Raw genomic sequence first — 23,803 nt, 5'->3', positions numbered from 1 at the left:
TCAGACAGTTCGCCATTCGTTGGAGGGGAGGTGATGAGATGAGTAAAAAAGAATGGCAGGAACCGACGATAGAGGTGCTGGATATTAACCAGACTATGGCGGGTAAAGGCTGGAAACAGATTGACTGGGTGTCTGACCACGATGCCGATCTTCATAATCCAAGCTAACACATGGTTATACATGCAGCCGATGTTGGGCTGGAAGCAAAAAACTGGTCCGATAACGACTGAATGAACGAGAATAGCATAATCCATTGGACTCGTATTCAATACAAAGCCGTCTTTATTTCTTCGGGTTAGAGGTATTGCCCAAGAAATAAAGACGGGATTTTTAAGGACAGAGGAGTGAGTCCTATCGTGCATGACAGGAGTACAAATGTCAGTTGGACGAAATATATAGCCTTTGGACTCAGAATTGCCAGTGAGCTGAATCTGCCTGAGCTGATCCTGGCAGCACCGGAAGCAGTAGAGGATGTAGTCATTCGGCAGGCTGATTTAACTGCATGGAGTGGTCAGCTGGAGCAGGCCAATTTTGTGATGCTAGATGAGCGATTTATGTTCCAAATACCAGGCACGGCCATTTATGCCGTCAGGGAAGGCAAGGAGATCGAAGTAAGCATATTCTCCGGGGCCGATCCTGACACCGTGCGGCTGTTTGTGCTGGGTACATGCATGGGTGTTCTGCTGATGCAAAGACGAATATTACCTATTCACGGAAGTGCGGTCGTCATCGGGGGGAGGGCCTACGCATTTGTGGGTGAATCGGGTACGGGCAAATCGACACTGGCTGCTGCTTTTAGGCAGGCAGGTTATCAGATGGTTAGTGATGACGTGATTGCTGTAAAAGCTACGGCTTCCTCAGCCATCGTGTATCCAGCTTATCCGCAGCAAAAGCTGGGGTTGGATAGCTTGCTCCAACTGGAGGCTTTACGGGAGAACAAGCATGCACGCAAAAGAAATAACATACGGTCCCTAACTGATGGCAATTCTGTAATGCCACAATACAGTGATCTGCGTATGCTTGCAGGTGAACTGAATAAATATGCCGTACCCGCCGTAGATGAATTTTTTAACGATCCGCTGCCCTTAGGGGGCGTATTCGAGCTTGTGGCAGATTCTCCAATCCGTGCGTTGATGCGCGAAGGGGAGCTAGTGGCGGTTACGGAACAGCCCTTGAACGTTCTGGAGTGCTTGCATACATTACTACAACATACATATCGTAGGGTGATTATTCCGCGAATGGGTTTGAGTGAATGGTCGTTTGATACAGCGGCTAGGATGGCTCGTAAAGTAGAGTGCTGGCGGCTGCTGAGGGATAGTTCTGTCTTTACTGCGTCCGAGGTTGTACAACGGGTACTTGATATCATTCGTAAGGAGGAAAAGAGTTATGGCAGCCACTAATCCAGCTAAAGACCATTATCGCGTCATTTACGGTGAAGAGGTCTATGTCAGTGATATGGACGGAGAAAAAGTGATGATGAGCATTAACACTGGTAAATATTATAACTTGGGCTTCACAGGAGGACGAATCTGGGAACTGGCAGAATCCGGTCCTTCCCTTGGCGATATCGTAACTGTCCTGACGAATGAATATGAGGTGGACGAGGAACAGTGCAGACAACAGGTACATACCTTTGTGGCTGAGTTGGAGCGGGAAGGACTGTTGAAGCTTCTACGGGAGTCGGTATAACATGCGGATACAACGGCTTCTTCTCCTGTCTCCAGAGGTCAGGAAATTGTTGCCGGAAGCCTGGCTGGAGCTGGGATGGGCGAGGCTGCGCCAGCGTCGTTCTTTTGGGGATTACTCAAGGGTTTGGGGCATATGTATGGAAGAAACTCCATGGCAGTGTGATGTCAGGCAGGAGAAGTCCATTCAGCAGATTTCGCACGCTGTGGAGCTGGCAAGCCGTTATACTCCTTGGCGCAGTAGTTGTCTTGTACAAGCCGCTGCGGCGATGACGTTGCTGGGGCGCAGAAAACTGGACTGCACGCTGTATCTGGGCACAGCCAAAAATGCCGCTGGACGCTTGGCCGCACATGCATGGGTACGTAGCGGACCGATTTATGTTACGGGGAAACGGGAGATGGAAGCATTTACGGTGGTGGGGATATTCGGGAGACGTGCTGTGATGGCTACAAATACAAAAAATGAAAGATAAAGGCAGTTCTTTGCTTTAATGCGATGAGACAAGAAGGAGAAGAATGCATGCCCACCAAGTCTGTTTTGGAACTTGCGAATTGGAATGAGGATCAAGAATTAACGTTGTTACTCTCTCTATTGGGGAAAGACGTTTCTCATTGGCAGGATAAGACTGCTGCTACCCAGCTGCGTGAGATGGATTGGGTCCGCTTTTTACGTCTGACCGAGCACCATCGAGTGGTACCTACGGTGTATCTCCAACTGAAAACATTGAATCATCCGTTCATTCCCGCAGAATTGTTGCGAAACCTTCAGGCGCAGTATCATCGAAACACGCTTCGCATGCTCCATCTTCAAGCAGAAGCCGAGCGTCTGACCAGGCTGCTCATAGCTCATGGAATTCGTGTGCTTATGTTGAAGGGTCCTGCTCTGGCGCAGCAGTTGTACGGGGATGTTTCTCTGCGTACCTCCAAGGATATCGATTTACTCATTGCCCCTGACGATATGGATGAGGCTGAGCATTGGATGAAGGAAGCCGGATATGCGTCCAAGAGCGGAGAAGTGCGTGTCCTTGGTAGTTGGAAATGGAAGGACCACCATGCATCCTACCTCCATCCGCAAAAACGGGTAGAGATTGAGTTGCATTGGCGGCTTCACCCGGATGGGGGTGGGGAACCCTCTTTTGACGAGCTGTGGAACTGCCGGAAAATGGGCAAAGCTGCAGGAGCCAGTCGGCAGGTACCATTGGGATCTGCCGACAATAGGACTGTGATGACGTCCTGTATGTATACGCTTGGCAGCGAGCATCAATTTCTGTACTTGAGCGCGCATGGTGCGCGTCACGGCTGGTTCAGGCTACGCTGGCTGGTTGACATCGACAGGCTTGCGGTATGTGCTGTCGATTGGGAGGCGCTACTGCCGATGATGCGCCGCTACGGGGGCCTGCCTGCTGGGGGGCAGGCTTGGGCACTCGCCGCTGCGCTGTTGGGTACGCCGATACCGGAGCCGATGCGTCCGGCATCGGCTACCCGGCAGGCGCACAGGCTCGCGCTGAGCGCGCTGGCCTTCATGCAGGCCAGCGTTCCCGCACCGTACCCGATTGCCCACGGGCCGAGTACAGGTAGGCTTGCTCCATCAGAGCTGCTGCATAGCAGAGCTTTGGCGGAGCAAGCGGAGGCCGCCCCTCCGGATGGCGGTGCTTCGGTATGCGGTACCTGTGGCGAAGCAGCCATGCTTGCCACCAGTGGCGTTACTAGCATCACGGAAGATGCCAGTAACGCCGATCATAGCCCGATGAGCACTGCTACCCGTTGTGCCCCCATTACTCCAGCTGTCGCCTCCAGCCAAGTCATGACCAGAAACACGGCGGCTGCCCATCAGCCGGTCAGCCGCACTTACTTGCTTTCCTTAAAAGAGCCAAGACACAGACTATGGTACCTCATCAGCCGTTTGTTTCCTTCTACGGGGGATTCGGCCGTTTTTCCACTGCCTCGCCAGCTGCATTTTTTGTATATCCCTTTACGTCCATTTCTTTGGCTGAAGCGGCGATTTTCAAAGCACTGACTCGATAGAGGATTTTGCAAAAATCCAATAAGCGACTTTCAATGAACAATATATAGATCGAAATGGTCTAGTTCGTCTATATATTGCACTTTGGAGCGACTGGAATCGAATTTTTCAAAATCCTGGATAAGGAGTGTGCATTATGGTTCACCTGCGATTATATATGACAAAGCTGTATAGCGTGAACGGCGGTGCGTTATTTCTCAATATTGGATGTATGATCATTGTCAGCCTGCTGGAGGGTTTTGGCATTTATATGCTTGTTCCTATGCTGGCGGCTATCGGCGTATTTGTTGGTCATTCAGGGATGCCATTTCTGTCTGGTGGATTGGAACATTTTTTGCCGTTCATTCCTAAAAGCTGGCTGTTGCCGGGGATGTTGATGGTTTTTATAGTGCTGCTTACAGGGCAGGCTTTGCTTCAGCGTTACCAATCCATCCTGAATTCGCGGATTCAGCAGCGTTTTATGCGCTCTTTGCGAATAGACGTGTACACTTCCTTTATGAAGGCGCAGTGGGCATTTTATTTGCGTCAGCGTAAATCTGATTTTAGCCATGTGATGACGACCGAGCTGGCGCGTGTCAGTCAGGGAACGAATTTGCTTCTTCAACTGACTACTGCTGTCATGTTTACGATGATCCAGATTGCGTTGGCTTTTTGGTTATCCCCCTCTTTAACCGGGCTGGTATTTCTGAGTGGATTGGGGCTGTTTGTCGTGTTCCGCCGCTCCATTCGAAATGCCAAACAATTAGGTGATCGTACCACTGAGCTGTCGCAGGTTTATTTTGCTGGGATTACGGATCACATGAACGGCATGAAAGATATTAAAAGCAATCTGTTGGAAGCGGCGAATATCCATTGGTTTCGCTCCCTGACACAACGCATGGAGGATAATACGACCCAATTTGTCCGGCAAAATGCGACCACACAGTTTTTTCATCGTACAGCGGCAGCTGTTTTTGTCGCTTGTGTCATATTTACATCGCTGCAGTGGCTGCATGTTACTCCTGAAAAACTGATTGTGCTGATTCTTATATTTTCACGCTTATGGCCCCGATTTGCTCTTATTCAAGCGAGTCTGGAATACATCATGTCTATGATCTCCGCTTTTGAGAGTGTCACCAAGGTGCAACAGGAGTGCGAAGCTTTCACAGATCCGTCATTGATTGTATCGGCATCTGTACGGCAACCCCTGTCCCTTCGTCATGGGATCGAATGCAGCCATCTGGATTATCGCTACGATGGTGCAGCAGAGTCTGCGCTGCGTCAAATTAACTTGTTCATACCCGCTCGGGGAATGACAGCCATTGTAGGGAAATCGGGAGCAGGTAAAAGTACAATGGTCGATGTCCTGATGGGTTTTTTACGTCCAACTGGGGGGCAGATTACAATAGACGGGCTTGTTCTGGACGACGAATTGTTGCTCCAGTGGCGGCAGTCGTTTGGCTACGTGTCACAAGACCCATTTTTATTTCACGCGACTGTCCGCGAAAATTTGATGCTGGCAGATAAGGATGCTAGTGAGCAGCAGCTATGGGAGGCGTTACATTTTGCCGCCGCAGACAACTTTGTATCCAGATTGCCCGAAGGGCTGGACACAGTAATTGGAGATCGCGGGATTCGTCTGTCTGGAGGAGAACGTCAACGGCTAGTATTAGCACGGGCTGTCTTGCATCATCCTTCGGTACTTATACTAGATGAAGCGACAAGTGCGCTGGATGGTGAGCATGAAGCCGCAATTCAGGCAGCACTGGAACGGATGAAAGGTCAAATGACGTTGATCGTCATTGCTCACCGCCTGTCAACCATCAGACATGCGGATCAAATTGTCGTACTGGATCAAGGCGAGGTCATACAGCAGGGGAACTACCACCAACTGGAACAAGAGGAGCGGGGGGCGTTCAGTCAGCTACTATCGTATCAAAGCAGTGTCACCGCCACCCCTTAACCAGACTTTTCTGTAACTCAGCTTAAGTTTCTTTACGTTTGGCAGTGCTTCTTTTCTTTTTGACTGGAGTCGGAGAGATGTTCTCGCCTGCAACAGCCTGCTGTGCTGTTGGGGCCGCTGGTTTACGCGCAGGGCGTTTTTTCGCAGCAGGGCCGGGATCGGTAACGACAGGTTGCACTGCCTCGATGCTGGCCTGAAGGGCGGCCATTAAATCTACTACATTGGTCTGAGGCTGTGTTGGGGCGATTCGCACCTCTTCACCAGCCACTTTATGTTGAATGAGATCCAGAAGACGCTCGCGGTACTGATCCGTATACTTTGCTGCATCAAAAGGTGTAGATAGCTGCTCAATTAGCATTTTTGCCATGGTCAGCTCCTTCTCTTTAACCTCCTCCTGCCCCGGTAAGTTAGGCACTTGAGCAATGGGGCGAATTTCATCGGGGTAAAACATCGTCTCCACCGCCAAACATTCATCCAACACCCGAATAGCCGCCAGGCTGCTTTTAGAGCGGATGGAGATTTGGGCAATCCCGATTTTCCCGGTATCCTTCATCGCATTCATGAGCAGCTTATACGCATTGGAGCCAGCTTGATCCGGGGACAGATAATACGTTTTCTGAAAGTAAATCGGATCAATTTCCTGCAAATCCACAAAATCTAAAATAACAATATTTTTATCCGCTTGTCCGCTAACTTGCTCCAGTTCCTCCTTGTCGAACATGACAAATTTTCCTTTTTCATATTCGTATGCTTTTCCAATTTCCTCCCATTCGACCTCCTTGTCACAAACGGGACACTTTCGTACATAGCTAAGTGGGCTTCCACACTCCTTGTGAATATAACGCATGGAAATGTCCTTATCCTCAGTCGCAGAAAACATTTTAACGGGCACATGAACCAGCCCAAAGCTGATCGCACCTTTCCAGACTGTATGCATTACGCCGCTCCTCCTTTTTTTAATCCGCATTTTGTATCCTTCGATTCCAACGCTCGGCTGTGAGCATACCCATTTTTCACTTAGTATGCTTCGGAGAAAGGAATGTATGAGGTGTAAAGAAAAGAGCAAGCCAACTAATCTGCATTCTGAGGTATGACTACATCGCATAATACAATGATATGAAGTTGTTAAGTTACATTAGTTATATTAAGATAAGGGATAACCAACGATTTTGACATTTTATAAGAAAGGAGTGTTCATGTCATGAAGAAAAGATCATTAAACTTTATATCTTTTGGATATGGATACTCTACTGCTGTTTTTTTCTAAAATCATTTTTATTGGTGGAGTCTGCCTAAAAATGGTTAGAAGAAACGGTAGAAAAATTTAAAAATGACGAGGTCGATTTCGGCTACCTTACTGCTCTAGGATTGCCTGAAATAAAAATTGAAATTGAAATTTGGGCAGCTAAAGCATAAAAATAATACGCACCTCATTTATGGGATGGAATCATAGATAGCCCCGGTCTTCGTGAGAAGCTGGGGCTGTTTTATGTTTAAATTCACGAAAAATGTACATCCGTCGTCGCAAGCAAACGCACTAAACGATTACCGAGCATCCCATAGTGACGAGCTATCCGCATCTGCATCCTTCGATTCCAACGCCTTGGCTGTGAGCAAATCATTTTTATGTTTCGTACAAAGGATTTGTATGAGTTGTGAATGAAGACTGCGAATTGCTTCCGCGTGCGCATGGTTACAGCAAGTTTGGTGCATAGTAAGGCATATCCGATTCAAAAGGGGGTACACAATTTATGTCCGGAAAATCCTATCCTCAGCAAATCAGGCATCGTGTGGGTCAAAGCCAAATCGCCTTTCGGGGCCCAGCTGGAGGCGAACAGGATGCATTGCCGCCCGAGTTTGCTCTTTCACATGGAATTCGTCCGCCTTTTCCCGTAGCTGTGGCTCATGTGGATTTGGAGGCTGTAGTCTCAACTTCGCCTTCTCATAGCATCCCTTCATTAGACGTTGAACGGATTATAGATGAAGACTAGGTGAACTATATTTCTGAATGAATGCACACAACAACAAACAGGAGGGGAAGAATAACATGAACGTGGAACGAGCAAAAGCTATTTATGATTCATCTGAAAATATTGCCGTACAATTGGATGGTAAACCGATCTGGATTGAGCATGTAGACCAAGCAAACGGTATGGCAACGGTACAGATAGGTAGCAGACCCGGCAATACCCAAACCGTCCGTGTGGATCGTCTGGAAGAACAATAGAAGAGGGCACCAAACCAGATTTTTCCCATAGTATGGGGTATAGCTTTAGAAAAAGATCTTGGACAGCTGTAGGCTTTCATCGTAGAATGCTGCTTGAATGATCCCGCTTCAACCCTAAAAGGCTCGCAATTGCTCAATGAGCAATTAGCGAACCTTATTTGTAATAATAAATGCAGTCGAGGGAACAAGTTAAACGCCAGACAAGTTAATTTGAAGGTGGAGTTGGTTCCTTTACATGACTTTATACTGCAATGGCCTTTAAATGTGGTGAAATCATCAGTTTAGCCTCAGTTGCCAATTGAACGTCTTCCACCGATAAACCCGGCGCAATTTCCTTCAGCATCAGTCCACTACCTGGAATAACATCGATGACAGCCTTTTCGGTTACGATGGTCTTTACAACATTTACAGCGGTGAGGGGCAGTTTACATTGTTCCAGTATTTTCGGCGCTCCATTTTTGTTCACATGCTCCATGGCTACAATCACTCTCTTGGCTCCGACCACCAAATCCATGGCTCCCCCCATGCCCGGAACCTTTTTCCCTGGGATCATCCAGCTTGCAAGGTTGCCTTTCTCATCGACCTCCAGGGCGCCCAACACGGTGATATCCACATGCCCTCCACGGATGATAGAAAATGAAAGCGAACTGTCGAAAAAGCAAGCTCCTTCCATAGTTGTAACATAGCTTCCGCCTGAATCGATACAATCGAGTCTTTCTTTCCCCTGAGTCGCTTTTGGGCCTACACCGAGGATTCCGTTCTCAGCCTGCAGCATAATATGAATGTTTTCGGGGATATAGTCTACCACCATTGTAGGCATTCCAACACCAAGGTTGACAACTTCGCCATTTTTAAATTCCTGGGCTATTCTTCGAGCAATGAATTCTCTGTTATTCATGCGTTTTCACCCACCTTTACAATTGCGTCGACAAATATTCCGGGAACGTTGACATGATTGGGGTCAATTTCTCCCGTCTTTACGTATTCGTCTGTCTGAGCAACTACATACTCTGCCGCTGTAGCCATTACCAAATTGAAGTTACGTGAAGAGCCGTTGATGACAAGATTTCCCGCTTCATCAGCCTTATGAGCTCTGATTAGCGCCACATCTGCTTTGAGCGGCAGTTCGAGCAAATATTCTCTCCCGTCAATTTGGATTTTCTTTTTTCCTTCCTCTACAATGGTGCCTACACCTACAGGCGTTAAAACACCGCCCAAGCCTGCTCCTCCTGCACGTATTTTTTCAGCGAGCGTACCTTGCGGGAAGAGTTGAACCTCCGCTTCTTTCGTCATCAGGAGCCTTCCCGTTTCCGGATTAGAGCCAATATAGGATGCAAAAATCCGCTTTACTCTGCCGCTTTTTACAAGCTTATAGATAGATAATTCCGGTGTGCCTGTATCATTGGATATAATCGTAAGATTGCTGGCGGGATTGGTGTCGACAAGCGCACGTACAAGTTCCTCCGGAAAGCCTCCTGCCAGAAAACCTCCGACCATCACCGTGTCTCCGTCTTTGATCTGCTTAACTGCTTCTTCAGCGGAGATTACTTTGTTATTCATGGTTCCTTCTCCTTATATATATATTTTTAGGAAAGCAACTTTATTGGAGATAATCATAGAGGACTCTTCCATATGGAAGCGTTAAATCGGCAATAAAATGTTTTCCGCCAATATAAGCTTTTACCGGCAAATCTGCCACAGGAGCGTTGACATGGGGAATCAGGCTTAACCTCGCAGGCCCTGACCAGGCGCCTTTTACCGTAATGTTTTCGAGATTATACGCTACCAACTGAGCAATTTTAGGGGTACCGTCAACATCAGGAATTAATTTCAAATTAACTTGCGTTTTTGCGATGGCTTTAGCCGTTTCCTTTTCATCAAGAATGTTATATTTGAAAGGCATGGTTCCCGTGGCCACCAGGACGTTGTTGTAATGCAATGTACCCGTCAGCGTTTCCGTCTCCTCAACGATCAAGCGAGGCTTCGCCCATTTTTTCGGAAATCCCCAGATTTCACGTCCTCCCAGAATAGCAGGCGCGTTATCCAAATACATTTGGGCAACAAAATTACAGGGTTCTCCATGAAAAGTACACGGAATGACAATACCGCTTTCCTCATAGCTTCCTAACCCGGATGAATCGGGCATCTTGATCCATTCATAGGAAACGGTATTGCTTCCATCCGGCTGAAGAGGTTCCGGGACCGCCTGTCTAATCGCAGCGGGATCGGATTCATAGGTAATGATGAAAAATTCCCGGTTGATGAAGCGACATGGTGGGCGCCCATAACTGCCGCTGGCCGCAGGCATGGATTGGAGTGAAAGTACTTCTTTTTGATTCATAGCGATCTCCCTTCCTTTTAAGAGATAGTTCTAAAAGTCATCCTGAACTCGCACTTTAAATGAGTGCATTTTCAACTAGCATCGCTATTCCCATTCCCGTTCCGATGCATAACGAGGCGATGCCGTAACGTGAAGATCTTCGCACCATTTCATGAACCAGCGTAACCAATACCCTAGCACCGCTTGCACCGACAGGATGCCCGATCGCGATCGCGCCGCCATTGACATTCACCTTCTCAGGATTGATTCCAAGCTCTTTCAATACCGCTAGTGCTTGTGCGGCGAACGCTTCATTAATTTCAAAAAGATCGATGTCATCAATAGACATTCCCTGTTGCTTCAGAAGTGACGAAATGGCCTTCACCGGTCCCATTCCCATATATGCAGGGTCAACGCCAACAAGTGAATAACCCTTGATATATGCCAACGGCTTTAACGCATGTTCCTTACATTTGTCTTCCGACACTACAAGCATAGCCGCCGCGCCATCATTGATTCCTGAAGCATTTCCGGCGGTAACTGTTCCGTTCTCCTTAAACGCAGGTTTTAATTGAGCAAGTTTTTCTTTCGTTGTATTTCCTCTTATGTGTTCGTCCTCCGTGAAAGAAATAGTTTCTTTTTTGTTTTTAATCATGACTGGAACAATCTGCTCTTCAAAAAGCTTCTTGTTTTTAGCTTCTACGGCCTTTATCTGGCTTTGATGGGAAAATTCATCCTGCTCAAGTCTTGAAATTCCATATTTCTCGGCAACATTTTCTGCGGTAATTCCCATATGGTAATGGTTGATCGGGCACGTAAGACCGTCGGCCACCAGGGAGTCTACCAACTCACCGTTGCCAAGTTTGTAGCCGTTTCTTGCATTCCTTAGCAGGTAAGGGGCATTCGACATGCTCTCCATGCCTCCGGCCAAGACGATGTTGCCTTGTTCCGCCAATATTGAATTGTAGGCTAAAGCAACGGCATGGAGTCCTGAACCGCAAACCGTGTTTATCGTTGTTTCGGGTACATCAATAGGGATACCGGCTTTTAGTGCCGCCTGTCTGGCAGGATTTTGGCCATTGCCCGCCTGAAGAACATTTCCCAAATAAATTTGATCAATCAAAGAAGGCTCTAATTTACTTTGCTGAAGGCATGCTGTCATCACAGTTGCTCCCAGTTCAGGAGCGCTTAGAGGCGCAAGGGTTTTGTTAAAAGAGCCGACCGCTGTTCTCAACGGGCTTACTAAAGCTACTTTTTTCATTAAAAACTCACATTCCTTTCGTTGTGTTCAAGACACAATACATCCATGATTGCACTTCAATTCGTAATTTCCGTTCTTAACCTACGAGATGTAGCGACTGCAAGATACATTTGCTTGCGGGCATATCATGGTGCCTAAGACAGTGAGTGTGAGGGTTCGATCGCCTTCTCTCGTTGGAAATTAAAACCAGTTTCATCATAGTTCTAATGCAGATTTTGCTCAATGTTCAAAAATATACACATATCTATGTACAGATGTTTATAGAGCCATATAGGCCACAATAATTAGGCCATTCTAACGTTTTCTGTTAATTTCTTAATTTTTCTGAAAATCATGATCATAAATTGAATTTTCTGTTAAAAATGAAAGTTACAATCCATACATGAAAAAGTTTTCCTCGCAAATATCATCTAACTCATCGCTGGGAAATAAAAAAAGCCTCCAGAATGTTCTGAAGACGGATTTGCCTTTCAATATTCATAATCTTCGTTATATTGTGCCAGCTTGCTTCTTGTTAACGGTGTCACTTGAAAGGGCGGTTTTTTCGTATGAACAATAAAAGAAGCCGACTTGCTTGAAAGCAATCGGCTTGGAACATAAAACTTCAACAACTCACGAAAAATGTACATCCGCTGTCGCGAGTAAACGAACAAAACGATTGCCAAGCATCCCATTATGATGCGCTACAATTTGTTCACTGCTCAGCACCTTGCTATCAAATGTACTATGCGCATCTAATACGAGCACGTTGTTATGGTATCCCAGACTATAGGCGCTTCGGCAAGTCGTGTCGAGGCAAAACTCGGTCTGCATCCCCGCGATTACGAGTTGATCGGCTCCCAGTTCCTTCAGCACATGGCCCAATTCGGTTTGATAGAAGCTGTCCCAGGATGATTTACGAACAATTCGTTCATGAGGAAGAGGACGCACCACATCGGCGATGGCCCAGCCTACACTGTTTTCCCGGAAATCCTCATCCGCTTCATCGGTATGCTGTACAAAAATCACTGGTGTACCTGTAGCTCTGGCTTTGTCCAAAAGCTGCTGCAAATGCGCTACAACTTCCTGTTCACGATACAGCTTCTCATCATACATGAACATAGCCTGCTGAACATCAATCATGAGTAAAACGGTTTGCCCCATCGTTTCAATCCCTCCCTGTGTGTATCATCTAACTTACAATAGCATGTCTTCATGCCTTGCGGCGACATAAGGTGAACTATATAATAAAGAACAAGTTGGAACGGTCCGATTCGGACGAAAGGTGATTAAAATATATGACAATTTCGCAGGAGCAGTTTATGTTCCGTTCTGTCTCAGAGGCACAGACCGGGGCATTGGCAGGTTTTTTGGCAGCCAAAGCGGTCCCCGGAACGGTGATTGTGCTGGATGGAGATCTGGGAGCGGGCAAAACTGCTTTTTCCAAGGCTTTTGCCAGCCATTTAGGTGTGCCGGGTATCGTAAATAGTCCAACCTTTACCCTCATTAAGGAGTACGAGGGCCGATTGCCTTTGTATCATATGGATGTGTACCGGATTTCCCAGGACGAGGCAGAGGATCTCGGGCTGGACGAATATTTTTACGGGACAGGAGTATGTCTGGTGGAATGGGGTAGTATTATACCGGATATATTGCCGGAGCAGCGGCTTCACATGTATATAGAAACAACGGATGTCGGGGAGCGCTTGATTCACCTGACCGGGTACGGCGAGCCTTATGAACAATGGTGCCGCAGTTTGCGGGAGAATGGAGTTTGAACCATGCAAAGAGAGCATACAGATGTGAATGTAAAGCCGCGTGAGCGGTTTTTGACGTTAGATACAGCGACGACCGTGATGGCGGCCGCTCTGATGAACGGAAGAGAATTGCTGGGAGAAAGCAACGTCTATGGCGAACGTAATCATTCCGTGCATGTGATTACCGAGCTGGAACGACTGCTGAATGAAGAAGGGCTGACACGAGATGATGTAGATGGTATTGCAGTTGGTGTTGGACCGGGGTCTTATACCGGTATCCGGATTGCGGTGACCGCAGCCAAAACACTCGCTTGGGCCTGGGGTATCCCGGTGACGTCCATATCCACTTTGCATGCTTTGGCGTGGGGTGGTTGGAATCGCGGCATCGAGATGAAGGGACAAGAAGATAAAAATGAGTCTGTGAATAACGGTTCGTCCGGAGCGCAGGCAGCAGACTGGATTGTGCCCGTGCTGGATGCGCGCCGTGGTCAGGTTTACACGGGGCTGTTCGACGTGAGTACAGTTGACGACGTCGAGAGTCCGCAACGGCTGGAGCCAGATGCAATCCGGTTGATGACTGCTTGGACCGATGACCTGCTGCAACGGCTGGAGGCTTTGCCCTATGAAGAGCGTCCTCCAGTCATTTGGCTAGTCGGTGAAACGGCGGTTCACGCCGAAACAGCCGAGCGCCTGCGTGCTTGGAGCGAGCTTCGTATCGTACCTTATGAGCTGGAAGGAAGATGGGTTGGCCGCCTTGGGGCGGATAAGCTGCTTCGTCAAGAACATGACGAGTTACATACGCTGGTTCCTAATTATACCCAGCTGGCGGAGGCGGAAGCCAATCTGCTTCGCCAGCGCTGAAGAGAGCGGTGAACAACATGGCAAAGAACATACAGCGGGAAGAGAAACTTGAGTTTCGCTTGATGCAACTGAATGATATTCCCGATGTGCTGGAGATTGAGCATGAAGCGTTCACGCTACCGTGGACAGAGGAAGCATTCCGCAATGAGCTGACGATGAATCATTTCGCTAAATATATGATTATGGAACTAGACGGACAAGCCATTGGTTACGCAGGCATGTGGACGATTATGGATGAGGCCCATATTACGAATATTGCGATTCGTGAGGCTTATCGCGGACGTAAGCTTGGAGACAAGCTATTGGATGAGCTGATGCAGACCGCCTCTTATTTAGGGATGGAACGTATGACGCTGGAGGTGCGGGTAACGAACCGGATCGCTCAAGGCTTGTATGAGAAAAAAGGCTTTAAGCCCGCAGGTGTGCGCAAAGGCTATTATTCGGATAATAACGAGGATGCTGTGATCATGTGGGCGGATCTTCCCGCGCATGGGGCATCCGGTGAACAGGAAGGAAGCGTGCAGAAGCAATGATGCAAGAGGAAAAAGCAGGTACAGGCTCCGCCTCTGGCGAGCCTTGCTATATACTGGCAGTGGAAACGAGTTGTGATGAAACGGCTGTTTCTGTCGTGAAAAATGGCACAGAGGTGCTCTCGAATCTGATTTCCAGTCAGATTGAAACACACAAAGCCTTTGGTGGTGTTGTGCCAGAGGTGGCTTCACGCAAGCATGTGGAGAGCATCACCTACATGCTGGACGAGGCCATGCAAACATCAGGAATTACCCCACGCGAGATTTCGGCGGTTGCCGTGACACAAGGACCAGGACTGGTTGGTGCATTGCTGGTTGGTATTGTCGCCGCTAAGAGCGCTGCTTTGGCGTTCGGCAAGCCGTTAATTGGGACGCATCATATCGCGGGACATATTTATGCCAATCAGCTGGAGCATGATATCGTATATCCGTGCATTGCTCTCGTTGTGTCAGGAGGACATACAGAGCTGGTGCTGATGGAGTCCGAAGGTCATTTTCAACTCATTGGTCGTACAAGGGATGATGCGGTTGGAGAAGCCTACGACAAAGTAGCGAGAGCCATTGGATTTCCGTATCCCGGCGGTCCGCATGTGGATCGTGTGGCTCATGAATCGGAGGAAGTGGTTACTTTGCCGCGTGCATGGTTGGAGCCGGATTCTTATGATTTTAGCTTTAGCGGTTTGAAATCTGCAGTGCTGAATGTAATTAACCAGACGAAAATGCGCGGAGAAACTGTTCATGTCGGAGCGATCGCAAGAGGCTTTCAAGAGTCGGTCGTCGAGGTGCTGGTGGAAAAGGCGATTCGTGCCATGCGTGAATACGGTGCGAAGCAGCTCCTGCTTTGTGGCGGTGTGGCTGCTAATCGCGGACTGCGTACAGCATTGCGGGAGCGCTGTGAGCGCGAAGGAATTGAGCTGCTTGTACCATCGATGAAATATTGCACAGATAATGCAGCGATGATCGGTGCTGCGGCCTACGCCAAATGGAAGCGCGGGGAATTTACCTCATTGGATATGAAGGCTGATCCAGGACTGTCTCTGGAAGAATGGTCTGTCCAAACTTAATTGAAGAAGAATGAGCAAGACACGGCACAGTTGAGTCGTGTCTTTTTTGTCCTGCTCCATAACTATCATAAAAATATAAATTCAAGAGGATAAAATACAGGAGTTTGAGCAAATGAATGGCAGTATCTCATTCCCTCACATTATTCGTCACAATTGTTCACGATTTTTCATGATTCCTCAAAAAAATCTGGAATTTTGATACTGCCCGAATAATGATGTGATTTGTCAAGTTGTGAACAAAGTTATCCACATATACCGCTTCGAATGTGGATAACCGAGCCCGAAGCAAGCAGGATAAGACTTTTTGGAGATAGCAAGTTGGGGGATATGTAACACCTTTAGTTCTTGTGAAATCTGTGGATAATGTGGATAAAAGGGTGGATAAATTTGGTTTTCATTTGAAAATGGCTTTTTATCAATAAAAAAATGGCCCAAAAGGCCATTTTTCAATCTCATTCATACACATAAGCTGTGGATAATCTTGTGTACAAAAATACAAAAGAGGAAAATGTGAATTTTTTAAGGCTAAGATTTTATGCAGTAGTGTTTATTCTTCTAACAGCTCTTCCCAAGCGGTATAGGTTTCAGTCAATTCCTGTTTATGGGTGTCGAGTTGTGCCTGAATATTCTGAAGCGCTGTGTAATCCTGATAAATCTCAGGCAGGGTCATTTGTTCCTCCAGCCCTAAAATTTGTTCTTCCAGCGTTTTAATCTGGTTTTCCAATGCCTCCAGCTTGCGTTGACGGCTGCGTTCCTCGCTTTTGGCTTGTTTGTCCGCCGCATAGGTGGCGGCGCGTGATTTGGACGTGGTCTCGTCTGTCACGGATGCAGAGGCAGCCGATGTTTTGCCGCGTGTGGCCTGATTTGCCTCCAGAGCTTCCAGCGCAATTTCCTCTAACTCCTGCTTTTTGGCTACATAGTCATCATAATTCCCCAGGAAATGTTCTATCCCTTCAGGATGCAGCTCGATGACACGTTCCGCCATTTTGTTCAGGAAATAACGGTCATGGGAAATGAACAACAGTGTACCGTCATAGTCCATCAAAGCTGCTTCCAGCACTTCCTTGCTAAACAAATCCAGATGGTTGGTAGGCTCATCTAGAATTAATACGTTGGCTTCGCGCAGCATGAGCTTGGCCAGAGAAACGCGGGCTTTTTCCCCTCCGCTTAATGCAGCTACTTTTTTCAGTACATCGTCACCGCTAAACAGGAAATTACCCAGCACTGTACGAATACGTGCTTCTTCCATATGAGGGTATTCGCTCCACAACTCCTCCAGTACGGTATTGGCGGGGTTCAGGTTCGTCTGCTCCTGGTCATACAGGCCGATTTTGATTTTTGTGCCCCAGTGGATGGAGCCAGCAACAGGTTTAAGTGATCCGGTCAGACATTTGAGCAACGTCGATTTTCCGATCCCGTTCGGACCAATCAGTGCCACGGTATCTCCACGTTTTAAGTCGAACGATGCGTGCTGGAATAAAGGCTTTTTACCTTCATACCCCACAGAGAGGTCACGTACCTCCAGCACTTCCTTACCTGACATATGGGCTGTTTCAAAGGAAAAATGAGCCTTTTTCAAGTCTCCCATGGGCCGATCCATACGCTCCATTTTATCTAACTGCTTGCGCCGACTTTGAGCGCGTTTGGTCGTGGAAGCCCGTACGATATTACGTTGTACGAATGCTTCTAAACGGGCAATTTCTCCTTGCTGCTTTTCGTAATGTTTCAGGTTCGTTTCGTACTCGGCAGCCTTCAACTCCATGTAGCGGCTGTAGTTGCCTGTATATCGGGTAGAACGATGGCGTTCGATTTCAATAATCGTCGTTACCAGTCGGTCCAGAAAATAACGGTCATGTGATACAACCAGCAGAGAACCGGAGTAGCCGCGCAAATAGTCCTCCAACCAGGTCAGTGTTTGAATATCCAGATAGTTGGTAGGCTCATCGAGCATAAGGACATCTGGGGCGAGCAGTAGGATGCGTGCTAGCGCAAGCCGGGTTTTCTGTCCTCCGCTCAGAGTAGCTACAGGCGTCTCAGGTGCAAATGAACCAAAGCCCATGCCGTGCAGCACGCTGCGAATACGGGTCTCCATTTCATAACCACCGTGATCCTTGAACCAGTCTGAACGACGTGCATAGCGTTCCAGCAGATCTGCGTAGCGTTTTTCGTTTTGAGCATTGGCCAGGTCAGCGATGTCCTGTTCCATTTGCCGCAGTTCCCGTTCCGCTTCAATCAGGGGAGTGAACACCAGCATCATTTCCCCCCAGATAGAACGATCAGAATTCAAGCCGCTGTTTTGCGCCAGATAACCGATGCTGGTCTCCTTCGCCTTGAAAATTTGTCCACTGTCATAGGATATTTCACCAGCAATGATTTTGAGCAGGGTCGATTTGCCTGCGCCGTTCACACCTACGAGTCCAATACGTTCACGTTCCAATATTTGAAGGTTAATCCCGTCCAGAACGGGCTCAATTCCATAGGATTTAGTAATTCCGGTTACTTGCAATAGCATAGCGTATCGTTCCTCCATTACATTTTGCACAGTTCTACCTGCTTTCTTCGCAGGTACCTTCCTTCCAGTTTACATGAAATTACCCACTATTGCACTGCTTTCACCCTGTAAACCCTTGAGCCGCGTGTAGTCAATTTGTATAAACAATGATAAACTTAAACGAGAAGTGAAAAAGAATGAAAAAAACTTGCAACGTACAGCACTTACTGACAAATGGGACAATAGTAACGTTTTAAAGATTATCGACGATTGTGCGGGAGGGCGGATGTGATGGATGTCTGTAATGTGAAGAACGCGCTGCGTTTGCAGCAACGGGAAGCGCGTGACTCCATGGACCCGCTGACAAGGCAGAAGGCATCGGCTGTGGCCTGTCGGCATGCAATCGAGGCATGGGAGCAGCTTAGAATAGACAGAAACGGAGATAAGCTAACATTATTTAGTTATCTCTCTTTTGGCAGCGAGATTTCGACGGCTCCCCTCATTGAGCATTGCTGGTCACAGGGAGATCGTGTCCTGGCCCCAAGAGTGGATCCGGTAACCCGGACTATGGAGCTGAGGGAGATGGATCAGTACGGAGATATTGTACCCGGTATCTGGAACATCCCTGAGCCTGCTTTGACATGCAAGGAATGGTCGCCTGAAATGTGGGCGGGAATTGACTGGGTTGTTGTGCCTGGCTTGGCCTTTGATCGTCGTGGGGGCAGGATTGGTTACGGCGGAGGCTATTATGACCGCTTTACCGTACAGGTAGAGGCAGAGAAGCGTAACAACAGCCACGTAGGTCCGCTTTATGTCTCGCTGCTGCTGCCGGGACAATTGCTGACACAGGTGCCCATGGAGCCAAGTGATTTGCGAGTGGACGTGCTGTTTACTCTGGATGGACGCTTAGATTGTGATTATGCAAAATTGACAAATGATGAATGAAGTAAAGTTGGGTATGTGAAAGGAGCTGTGAGGGAGTCGTGGATTCCTTTACTCATTTTAACGAACAGGGACGGGCTCGGATGGTAGATATTTCGGGTAAAACGTCTACGATTCGTACAGCAGTTGCCGTGACTCAGATTACGATGAATCCGGCTACATTGACGGCTGTAAAAGAAGGAAGAATCGGCAAGGGTGATGTTCTTGCTGTGGCCCAGGTCGCAGGGATTCAAGGTGCGAAAAAAACGTCAGACTGGATACCGATGTGTCATCCACTGGCCCTGACAGGCGTGAACATTACTTTTTCCGATAATGGACATGATGTGCTTCATATTGAAGTTGAAGTGAAGACCGAAGGTAAAACAGGTGTAGAAATGGAAGCTTTGACAGCGGCTTCAGCCGCAGCGTTAACCGTGTATGATATGTGCAAGGCGCTGCAAAAAGATATGATCATCGGCCCTACCATGCTGCAATCCAAAACAGGTGGCAAGCATGGGGATTTTCAAAGGGAGGACCACCGGGAACCTTGACATAGACAACATTGTCGCCGAGAGGGTACTGTGATGTGATGGAGGATGCAGCGTGGCTGTTTCTGATTTTCAGAAGAGAAAGTATTCTTTCATGATAGGAGAAGGGTGATCTTATGGTGTGGAAAACGGCGATCCTAACAGCCAGTGATAAAGGGGCAAGGGGAGAGCGTGAGGATACAAGCGCACAGGTCATCCGGGAACTCATCGAAGAAGAACTGGGCGGAGAGATTGTGGAATACCGGATCGTTCCCGATGAACCGGATGAAATTATTGCAGCTTTAATCGAAATGACCGATTATTTTCATGCAGACCTGGTACTAACTACGGGCGGAACTGAGCTGGCGATCCGTGATGTGACACCCGAGGCGACTAGGCGGGTAGTGGAACGGGAAGTGCCAGGCATGGCGGAAGCCATGAGAATGATCGTGATGCAGAAAAATCCAGCGGCTATGCTATTCCGTGGAATCGTGGGAATACGCGGACGTACACTGATCGTCAATTTGCCAGGAACACCCAAAGGTGTGCATGAAAATTTGGCAGCGATAATGGACCAACTTCCAGAAGCGTTGCTTATGGTGACAGGCCAGTTCCGGTAGAAGGCAGCACATCGTGTGTGGTATGATACCTATAAGAATTTATAAGGCCGTATACGGGCAAAGATTCTTATTTTGTCCGTCAACATAAGGAGGATTACTACACATGCCCAATATTGGAGCACCGGGTTATATTTTGTTGATTATTCTGGCGCTGCTGTTATTTGGTCCGAACAAGCTGCCTGAGCTGGGTCGAGCTGTAGGGCGTACATTCCGTGAGTTTAAAAACGGGGCACGCGATATTTTATCAGAAGATGAACGGACTGAGCGTAAAGACAGCAAAGATAGTGTGGTCAAAGCATCACAAACGACGTCTTCAGAAGTTCAACCTCAGCCTGAGGATAAACGCTTGTCATAGATTTAGTTATAATTCTTGATGCTTGTACAATAAACAAGAGCCTCTTCTTCAGTGAAGGGCTTTATTTTTTAGGAGGCGCTGCTGCGTTCCGTTCAGAAAGGAGGAATGGACTTGACCCCATCAGAGCATGAAATGCCGTTAATGGAACATCTGGGAGAGCTTCGCCGCAGAATTATTTATGTGCTAATTGTATTTGTATTGGCACTGGCTGGTGGTCTGTTCGCGGCGGGTTCTGTCTATGACTGGCTTATTCGCTCCGGTTCGGCGCAAGCTTTTCAGTTAAACGCGTTTTCCTTTTGGGACGGGATTGGTATCTACATGAAGATCGCCATGATCATCGGGATTGCGGTGGCGCTACCGTTTGCCTGCTACCAACTGTGGAAGTTTGTCAGCCCGGGCTTAAGACCGCAAGAACGGAGTGCGACTTTGCGGTATGTGCCTTATGTGCTGCTTTTGTTCATCATTGGGGCAGCTTTTGCTTATTTCATTATTTTCCCAATGGCGATTCAGTTTACATCGTCTGTCACCAAAAGTATGGGATTACAGGAAACGTACGGGATAGCACAATATTTCACCTTTATGTTTAATATTGTACTGCCTGTAGCGCTGTTGTTTGAGCTCCCACTGCTTATCATGTTTCTGACGGGGATTCATGTTATAACACCAATGCGGCTTCGCAAATGGCGGAAGATTTCTTATTTTCTGCTTGTGTTCGTTGCGGTTGTCATTACTCCGCCGGACTTTATTTCCGATTTTTTGGTGGCGATTCCGTTGCTGGTGCTATATGAAGTGAGCGTGTATTTGTCTTCGGTCGTGTACCGCAGGCAGCTGCGTGCGCAGGAGGAACGTGAGGCCCAGTTGCGTGTAGCTTCGGAATAATAAGGCAGGACCTGAATGGCTCAGTAAACAATTTATTCGGGTCCGCGCTACATGACAACTTGCAGATAATGAATAGCATTTGTATATCATAACTATTTACAGAGTATGAACAGCAGCAGCTTAGCTGCCTTAAAAGTAACCATTAGCCTTGGGTTAACGGTTATTTTTCAGATAGATGGATATAATCGGGAAGGGCTGTCCATAAAAATTCCCATAAAAAATACATTAGGGACTTGAAATTCAATCTCAAGTTGAGTATCATAAAGTTGGTTGTTAGCACTGACGACTGTCGAGTGCTAATACATACAACATAACAACCAAATTACAGGATAAAACACTTAATAAGGAGGCTATTTTTTCATGATCAAACCTTTGGGTGAACGCGTATTGGTGGAAGCAATTGAGCAAGAGACAACGACTTCCTTCGGGATCGTACTTCCTGACTCTGCCAAGGAAAAGCCGCAAGAAGGCAAAATTATCGCGGTTGGCGCAGGCGCATTGAAAGACGGTGCCCGTATTCCTCTGGAAGTAAAAGAAGGCGACCGTGTCATTTTCTCTAAATACGCTGGAACGGAAATCAAATATGAAGGTAAAGAATATTTGATTATGAAAGAAAGCGATATCCACGCGATCATCGGTTAACCGGAACCCGGACAAGACCTGAATATAGGAATTGAAACAAATCATTCATAATCCATAGGGAGGTTTATCACAAATGGCTAAAGATATTAAATTTAGTGAAGACGCTCGTCGCTCTATGCTGCGCGGGGTTGACGCATTGGCTAATGCTGTTAAAGTAACACTCGGACCGAAAGGCCGTAACGTTGTACTGGAGAAAAAATTCGGTAGCCCGCTCATCACCAATGACGGTGTAACGATTGCAAAAGAAATCGAGCTGGAAGATGCGTTTGAAAACATGGGCGCTCAACTGGTTAAAGAAGTAGCAACCAAAACGAACGATGTAGCTGGTGATGGTACGACTACTGCTACTGTTTTGGCTCAAGCCCTCATCACAGAAGGCCTGAAAAACGTAACTGCGGGCGCAAGCCCAATCGGTATCCGTAAAGGGATTGACAAAGCGGTTAAAGCAGCTGTTGCTGAACTGCAAGCCATCTCCAAACCAATCGAAAGCAAACAATCCATTGCTCAAGTAGCTGGTATTTCCGCTGCTGATGACGAAGTAGGCGAACTGATCGCTGAAGCTATGGAAAAAGTGGGCAAAGACGGTGTAATCACGGTTGAAGAATCCCGCGGTTTTGCAACAGAGTTGGAAGTGGTTGAAGGTATGCAATTTGACCGTGGCTACATTTCCCCGTACATGATTACAGATACGGACAAAATGGAAGCTGTGCTGGACAATCCATATATCCTGATCACAGACAAAAAAATCACAAACACACAAGAAATCCTGCCATTGCTTGAAAAAATCGTACAACAAGGCAAGCCACTCGTTCTGATCGCTGAAGACATCGAAGGCGAAGCGCTGGCTATGCTCGTTGTCAACAAACTGCGTGGTACATTCAACGCTGTAGCTGTTAAAGCTCCAGGCTTTGGTGACCGTCGTAAAGCAATGCTGCAAGATATCGCTGCCCTGACAGGCGGTCAAGTGATCACGGAAGAACTGGGTCTGGACCTGAAAACAGCTTCCGTAGACCAACTGGGTACAGCACGTCAAGTGCGTATCACAAAAGAAAATACGATTGTGGTTGACGGTGCTGGAAACAAAGCCGACATCGACGCTCGTGTTAGTCAAATCCGTACGCAACTGGAAGAAACCACTTCCGAGTTCGACAAAGAGAAACTGCAAGAGCGTCTGGCTAAATTGTCCGGCGGCGTAGCAGTCATCAAAGTCGGTGCGGCAACTGAAACAGAATTGAAAGAACGCAAACTGCGCATCGAAGATGCCCTGAACGCAACCCGTGCTGCGGTTGAAGAAGGTATCGTATCCGGTGGTGGTGTAGCGCTCCTGAACGTATACAAAGCAGTTGCAGCTGTTGAACTGCAAGGCGACGAGCAAACAGGCGTGAACATCGTGTTGCGCGCTCTGGAAGCTCCAATCCGCACCATCGCTGCTAATGCAGGTGAAGAAGGCTCTGTAATCGTTGAGCGTCTGAAACGCGAAGAAGTTGGCGTAGGCTTTAACGCAGCTACTGGCGACTGGGTAAACATGATCGAAGCTGGTATCGTGGACCCTGCGAAAGTAACTCGTTATGCATTGCAAAACGCTGCTTCTGTAGCAGCAATGTTCCTGACTACCGAAGCGGTTATCGCTGACAAGCCAGAACCAGAAAAGGCTGCAATGCCTGATATGGGCGGCATGGGTGGAATGGGCGGCATGATGTAACAAAGGGTATACCGCTA

The 23,803-nt window shown here is 47.6% G+C and carries 26 protein-coding genes; 19 read left to right on the top strand and 7 right to left on the bottom strand.

Annotated features, from left to right (window positions below; translation table 11 throughout):
* Nucleotides 1-38: 38 nt before the first annotated feature.
* The 6 genes from MKX30_RS15215 (at nt 39) to MKX30_RS15190 (ending at nt 5,650) form a co-directional block, all read left to right on the top strand.
* Nucleotides 39-167 (top strand): paeninodin family lasso peptide, encoded by a 129-nt coding sequence (locus MKX30_RS15215; protein ID WP_023987454.1) that lies wholly within the window; start codon nt 39-41, stop codon nt 165-167.
* A 189-nt stretch (nt 168-356) separates the two neighbouring features.
* Nucleotides 357-1,400: a serine kinase gene (locus MKX30_RS15210; protein WP_341062954.1), complete on the top strand. Its 1,044-nt coding sequence runs from the start codon at nt 357-359 to the stop codon at nt 1,398-1,400.
* The gene (locus tag MKX30_RS15205; protein WP_025720436.1) at nt 1,387-1,689 is read left to right on the top strand and encodes a lasso peptide biosynthesis PqqD family chaperone; all 303 of its coding nucleotides are present in this window, start codon (nt 1,387-1,389) and stop codon (nt 1,687-1,689) included. Before MKX30_RS15210 ends, MKX30_RS15205 begins: the two co-directional genes overlap by 14 nt.
* A 1-nt stretch (nt 1,690) precedes the next feature.
* Nucleotides 1,691-2,158: a lasso peptide biosynthesis B2 protein gene (locus MKX30_RS15200; RefSeq protein ID WP_209941286.1), complete on the top strand. Its 468-nt coding sequence runs from the start codon at nt 1,691-1,693 to the stop codon at nt 2,156-2,158.
* 47 nt (nt 2,159-2,205) lie between these two features.
* Entirely contained in the window at nt 2,206-3,702 is a 1,497-nt protein-coding gene (locus MKX30_RS15195; RefSeq protein WP_341062953.1) for a nucleotidyltransferase domain-containing protein, read from the top strand.
* A gap of 142 nt (nt 3,703-3,844) precedes the next feature.
* The gene (locus tag MKX30_RS15190; RefSeq protein WP_071559030.1) at nt 3,845-5,650 is read left to right on the top strand and encodes an ABC transporter ATP-binding protein; all 1,806 of its coding nucleotides are present in this window, start codon (nt 3,845-3,847) and stop codon (nt 5,648-5,650) included.
* A gap of 22 nt (nt 5,651-5,672) precedes the next feature.
* On the opposite strand, the gene ku is transcribed toward MKX30_RS15190, so the two are convergent.
* A complete protein-coding gene (gene ku / locus MKX30_RS15185; RefSeq protein ID WP_341062952.1) occupies nt 5,673-6,587 on the bottom strand; it encodes a non-homologous end joining protein Ku in 915 nt (304 codons plus the stop codon).
* A gap of 814 nt (nt 6,588-7,401) precedes the next feature.
* Between ku and MKX30_RS15180 the strand changes: the two genes are divergently transcribed.
* Both MKX30_RS15180 and MKX30_RS15175 read left to right on the top strand, forming a co-directional pair.
* On the top strand, nt 7,402-7,641 hold the full coding sequence (locus tag MKX30_RS15180; protein WP_023987461.1) for a hypothetical protein: 240 nt from the start codon (nt 7,402-7,404) through the stop codon (nt 7,639-7,641).
* Nucleotides 7,642-7,697: 56 nt separating this feature from the next.
* Entirely contained in the window at nt 7,698-7,877 is a 180-nt protein-coding gene (locus MKX30_RS15175) for an H-type small acid-soluble spore protein (protein WP_023987462.1), read from the top strand.
* A 241-nt stretch (nt 7,878-8,118) separates the two neighbouring features.
* Here MKX30_RS15175 and MKX30_RS15170 read toward each other — a convergent pair whose 3' ends face one another.
* From MKX30_RS15170 to MKX30_RS15150, 5 genes are all read right to left on the bottom strand, one after another.
* Nucleotides 8,119-8,775: a 3-oxoacid CoA-transferase subunit B gene (locus MKX30_RS15170; RefSeq protein ID WP_341062951.1), complete on the bottom strand. Its 657-nt coding sequence runs from the start codon at nt 8,773-8,775 to the stop codon at nt 8,119-8,121.
* Nucleotides 8,772-9,437: a CoA transferase subunit A gene (locus MKX30_RS15165; protein ID WP_023987464.1), complete on the bottom strand. Its 666-nt coding sequence runs from the start codon at nt 9,435-9,437 to the stop codon at nt 8,772-8,774. Before MKX30_RS15165 ends, MKX30_RS15170 begins: the two co-directional genes overlap by 4 nt.
* 40 nt (nt 9,438-9,477) lie before the next feature.
* The gene (locus MKX30_RS15160; RefSeq protein WP_068938650.1) at nt 9,478-10,218 is read right to left on the bottom strand and encodes an acetoacetate decarboxylase; all 741 of its coding nucleotides are present in this window, start codon (nt 10,216-10,218) and stop codon (nt 9,478-9,480) included.
* Nucleotides 10,219-10,273: 55 nt separating this feature from the next.
* The gene (locus MKX30_RS15155; protein WP_075153899.1) at nt 10,274-11,458 is read right to left on the bottom strand and encodes an acetyl-CoA C-acetyltransferase; all 1,185 of its coding nucleotides are present in this window, start codon (nt 11,456-11,458) and stop codon (nt 10,274-10,276) included.
* A gap of 612 nt (nt 11,459-12,070) precedes the next feature.
* On the bottom strand, nt 12,071-12,601 hold the full coding sequence (locus MKX30_RS15150; RefSeq protein ID WP_075153900.1) for a cysteine hydrolase family protein: 531 nt from the start codon (nt 12,599-12,601) through the stop codon (nt 12,071-12,073).
* 134 nt (nt 12,602-12,735) lie between these two features.
* Here MKX30_RS15150 and tsaE point away from each other — a divergent pair, with 134 nt between their 5' ends.
* The 4 genes from tsaE to tsaD are packed head-to-tail and all read left to right on the top strand — an operon-like array spanning nt 12,736 to nt 15,649.
* Nucleotides 12,736-13,215, top strand: a complete 480-nt coding sequence (tsaE, locus tag MKX30_RS15145; protein ID WP_053324873.1) for a tRNA (adenosine(37)-N6)-threonylcarbamoyltransferase complex ATPase subunit type 1 TsaE — start codon at nt 12,736-12,738, stop codon at nt 13,213-13,215.
* Nucleotides 13,216-13,218: 3 nt separating this feature from the next.
* Nucleotides 13,219-14,055, top strand: coding sequence for a tRNA (adenosine(37)-N6)-threonylcarbamoyltransferase complex dimerization subunit type 1 TsaB (tsaB, locus tag MKX30_RS15140; RefSeq protein WP_075153901.1), 837 nt, complete (start codon nt 13,219-13,221; stop codon nt 14,053-14,055).
* Between the two features lie 17 nt (nt 14,056-14,072).
* Nucleotides 14,073-14,588 (top strand): ribosomal protein S18-alanine N-acetyltransferase, encoded by a 516-nt coding sequence (gene rimI, locus MKX30_RS15135; RefSeq protein WP_071639897.1) that lies wholly within the window; start codon nt 14,073-14,075, stop codon nt 14,586-14,588.
* Complete coding sequence (tsaD, locus tag MKX30_RS15130; protein WP_075153902.1) at nt 14,585-15,649, top strand: tRNA (adenosine(37)-N6)-threonylcarbamoyltransferase complex transferase subunit TsaD; 1,065 nt, start codon at nt 14,585-14,587, stop codon at nt 15,647-15,649. The genes rimI and tsaD overlap by 4 nt, the downstream gene beginning before the upstream one ends.
* Nucleotides 15,650-16,196: 547 nt before the next feature.
* On the opposite strand, the gene MKX30_RS15125 is transcribed toward tsaD, so the two are convergent.
* Nucleotides 16,197-18,161 carry an ABC-F family ATP-binding cassette domain-containing protein gene (locus tag MKX30_RS15125; RefSeq protein ID WP_254348189.1) on the bottom strand — a complete coding sequence of 655 codons (1,965 nt, stop codon included), beginning with the start codon at nt 18,159-18,161 and terminating at the stop codon, nt 16,197-16,199.
* 270 nt (nt 18,162-18,431) lie between these two features.
* Between MKX30_RS15125 and MKX30_RS15120 the strand changes: the two genes are divergently transcribed.
* The 7 genes from MKX30_RS15120 to groL all read left to right on the top strand — a co-directional run bounded on the left by MKX30_RS15120 (nt 18,432) and on the right by groL (nt 23,786).
* Nucleotides 18,432-19,085, top strand: a complete 654-nt coding sequence (locus MKX30_RS15120) for a 5-formyltetrahydrofolate cyclo-ligase (protein ID WP_339202283.1) — start codon at nt 18,432-18,434, stop codon at nt 19,083-19,085.
* Nucleotides 19,086-19,123: 38 nt separating this feature from the next.
* A complete protein-coding gene (gene moaC / locus MKX30_RS15115; protein ID WP_013309211.1) occupies nt 19,124-19,612 on the top strand; it encodes a cyclic pyranopterin monophosphate synthase MoaC in 489 nt (162 codons plus the stop codon).
* A gap of 113 nt (nt 19,613-19,725) precedes the next feature.
* Nucleotides 19,726-20,208, top strand: coding sequence for a MogA/MoaB family molybdenum cofactor biosynthesis protein (locus tag MKX30_RS15110; RefSeq protein ID WP_013309212.1), 483 nt, complete (start codon nt 19,726-19,728; stop codon nt 20,206-20,208).
* 103 nt (nt 20,209-20,311) lie between these two features.
* Complete coding sequence (locus tag MKX30_RS15105) at nt 20,312-20,563, top strand: twin-arginine translocase TatA/TatE family subunit (protein ID WP_013309213.1); 252 nt, start codon at nt 20,312-20,314, stop codon at nt 20,561-20,563.
* 111 nt (nt 20,564-20,674) lie between these two features.
* Complete coding sequence (tatC, locus tag MKX30_RS15100) at nt 20,675-21,442, top strand: twin-arginine translocase subunit TatC (protein ID WP_023987474.1); 768 nt, start codon at nt 20,675-20,677, stop codon at nt 21,440-21,442.
* Nucleotides 21,443-21,802: 360 nt separating this feature from the next.
* On the top strand, nt 21,803-22,084 hold the full coding sequence (groES, locus tag MKX30_RS15095) for a co-chaperone GroES (RefSeq protein WP_007429271.1): 282 nt from the start codon (nt 21,803-21,805) through the stop codon (nt 22,082-22,084).
* Nucleotides 22,085-22,157: 73 nt separating this feature from the next.
* Complete coding sequence (groL, locus tag MKX30_RS15090) at nt 22,158-23,786, top strand: chaperonin GroEL (protein WP_013369880.1); 1,629 nt, start codon at nt 22,158-22,160, stop codon at nt 23,784-23,786.
* Nucleotides 23,787-23,803: the final 17 nt, after the last annotated feature.

The organism is Paenibacillus sp. FSL P2-0173 (assembly GCF_038008045.1).
Lineage (GTDB): Bacteria > Bacillota > Bacilli > Paenibacillales > Paenibacillaceae > Paenibacillus > Paenibacillus polymyxa_B.
The sequence above is the reverse complement of the archived record's forward strand: the minus strand, read 5'-3'. Positions and strand labels throughout refer to the sequence as shown.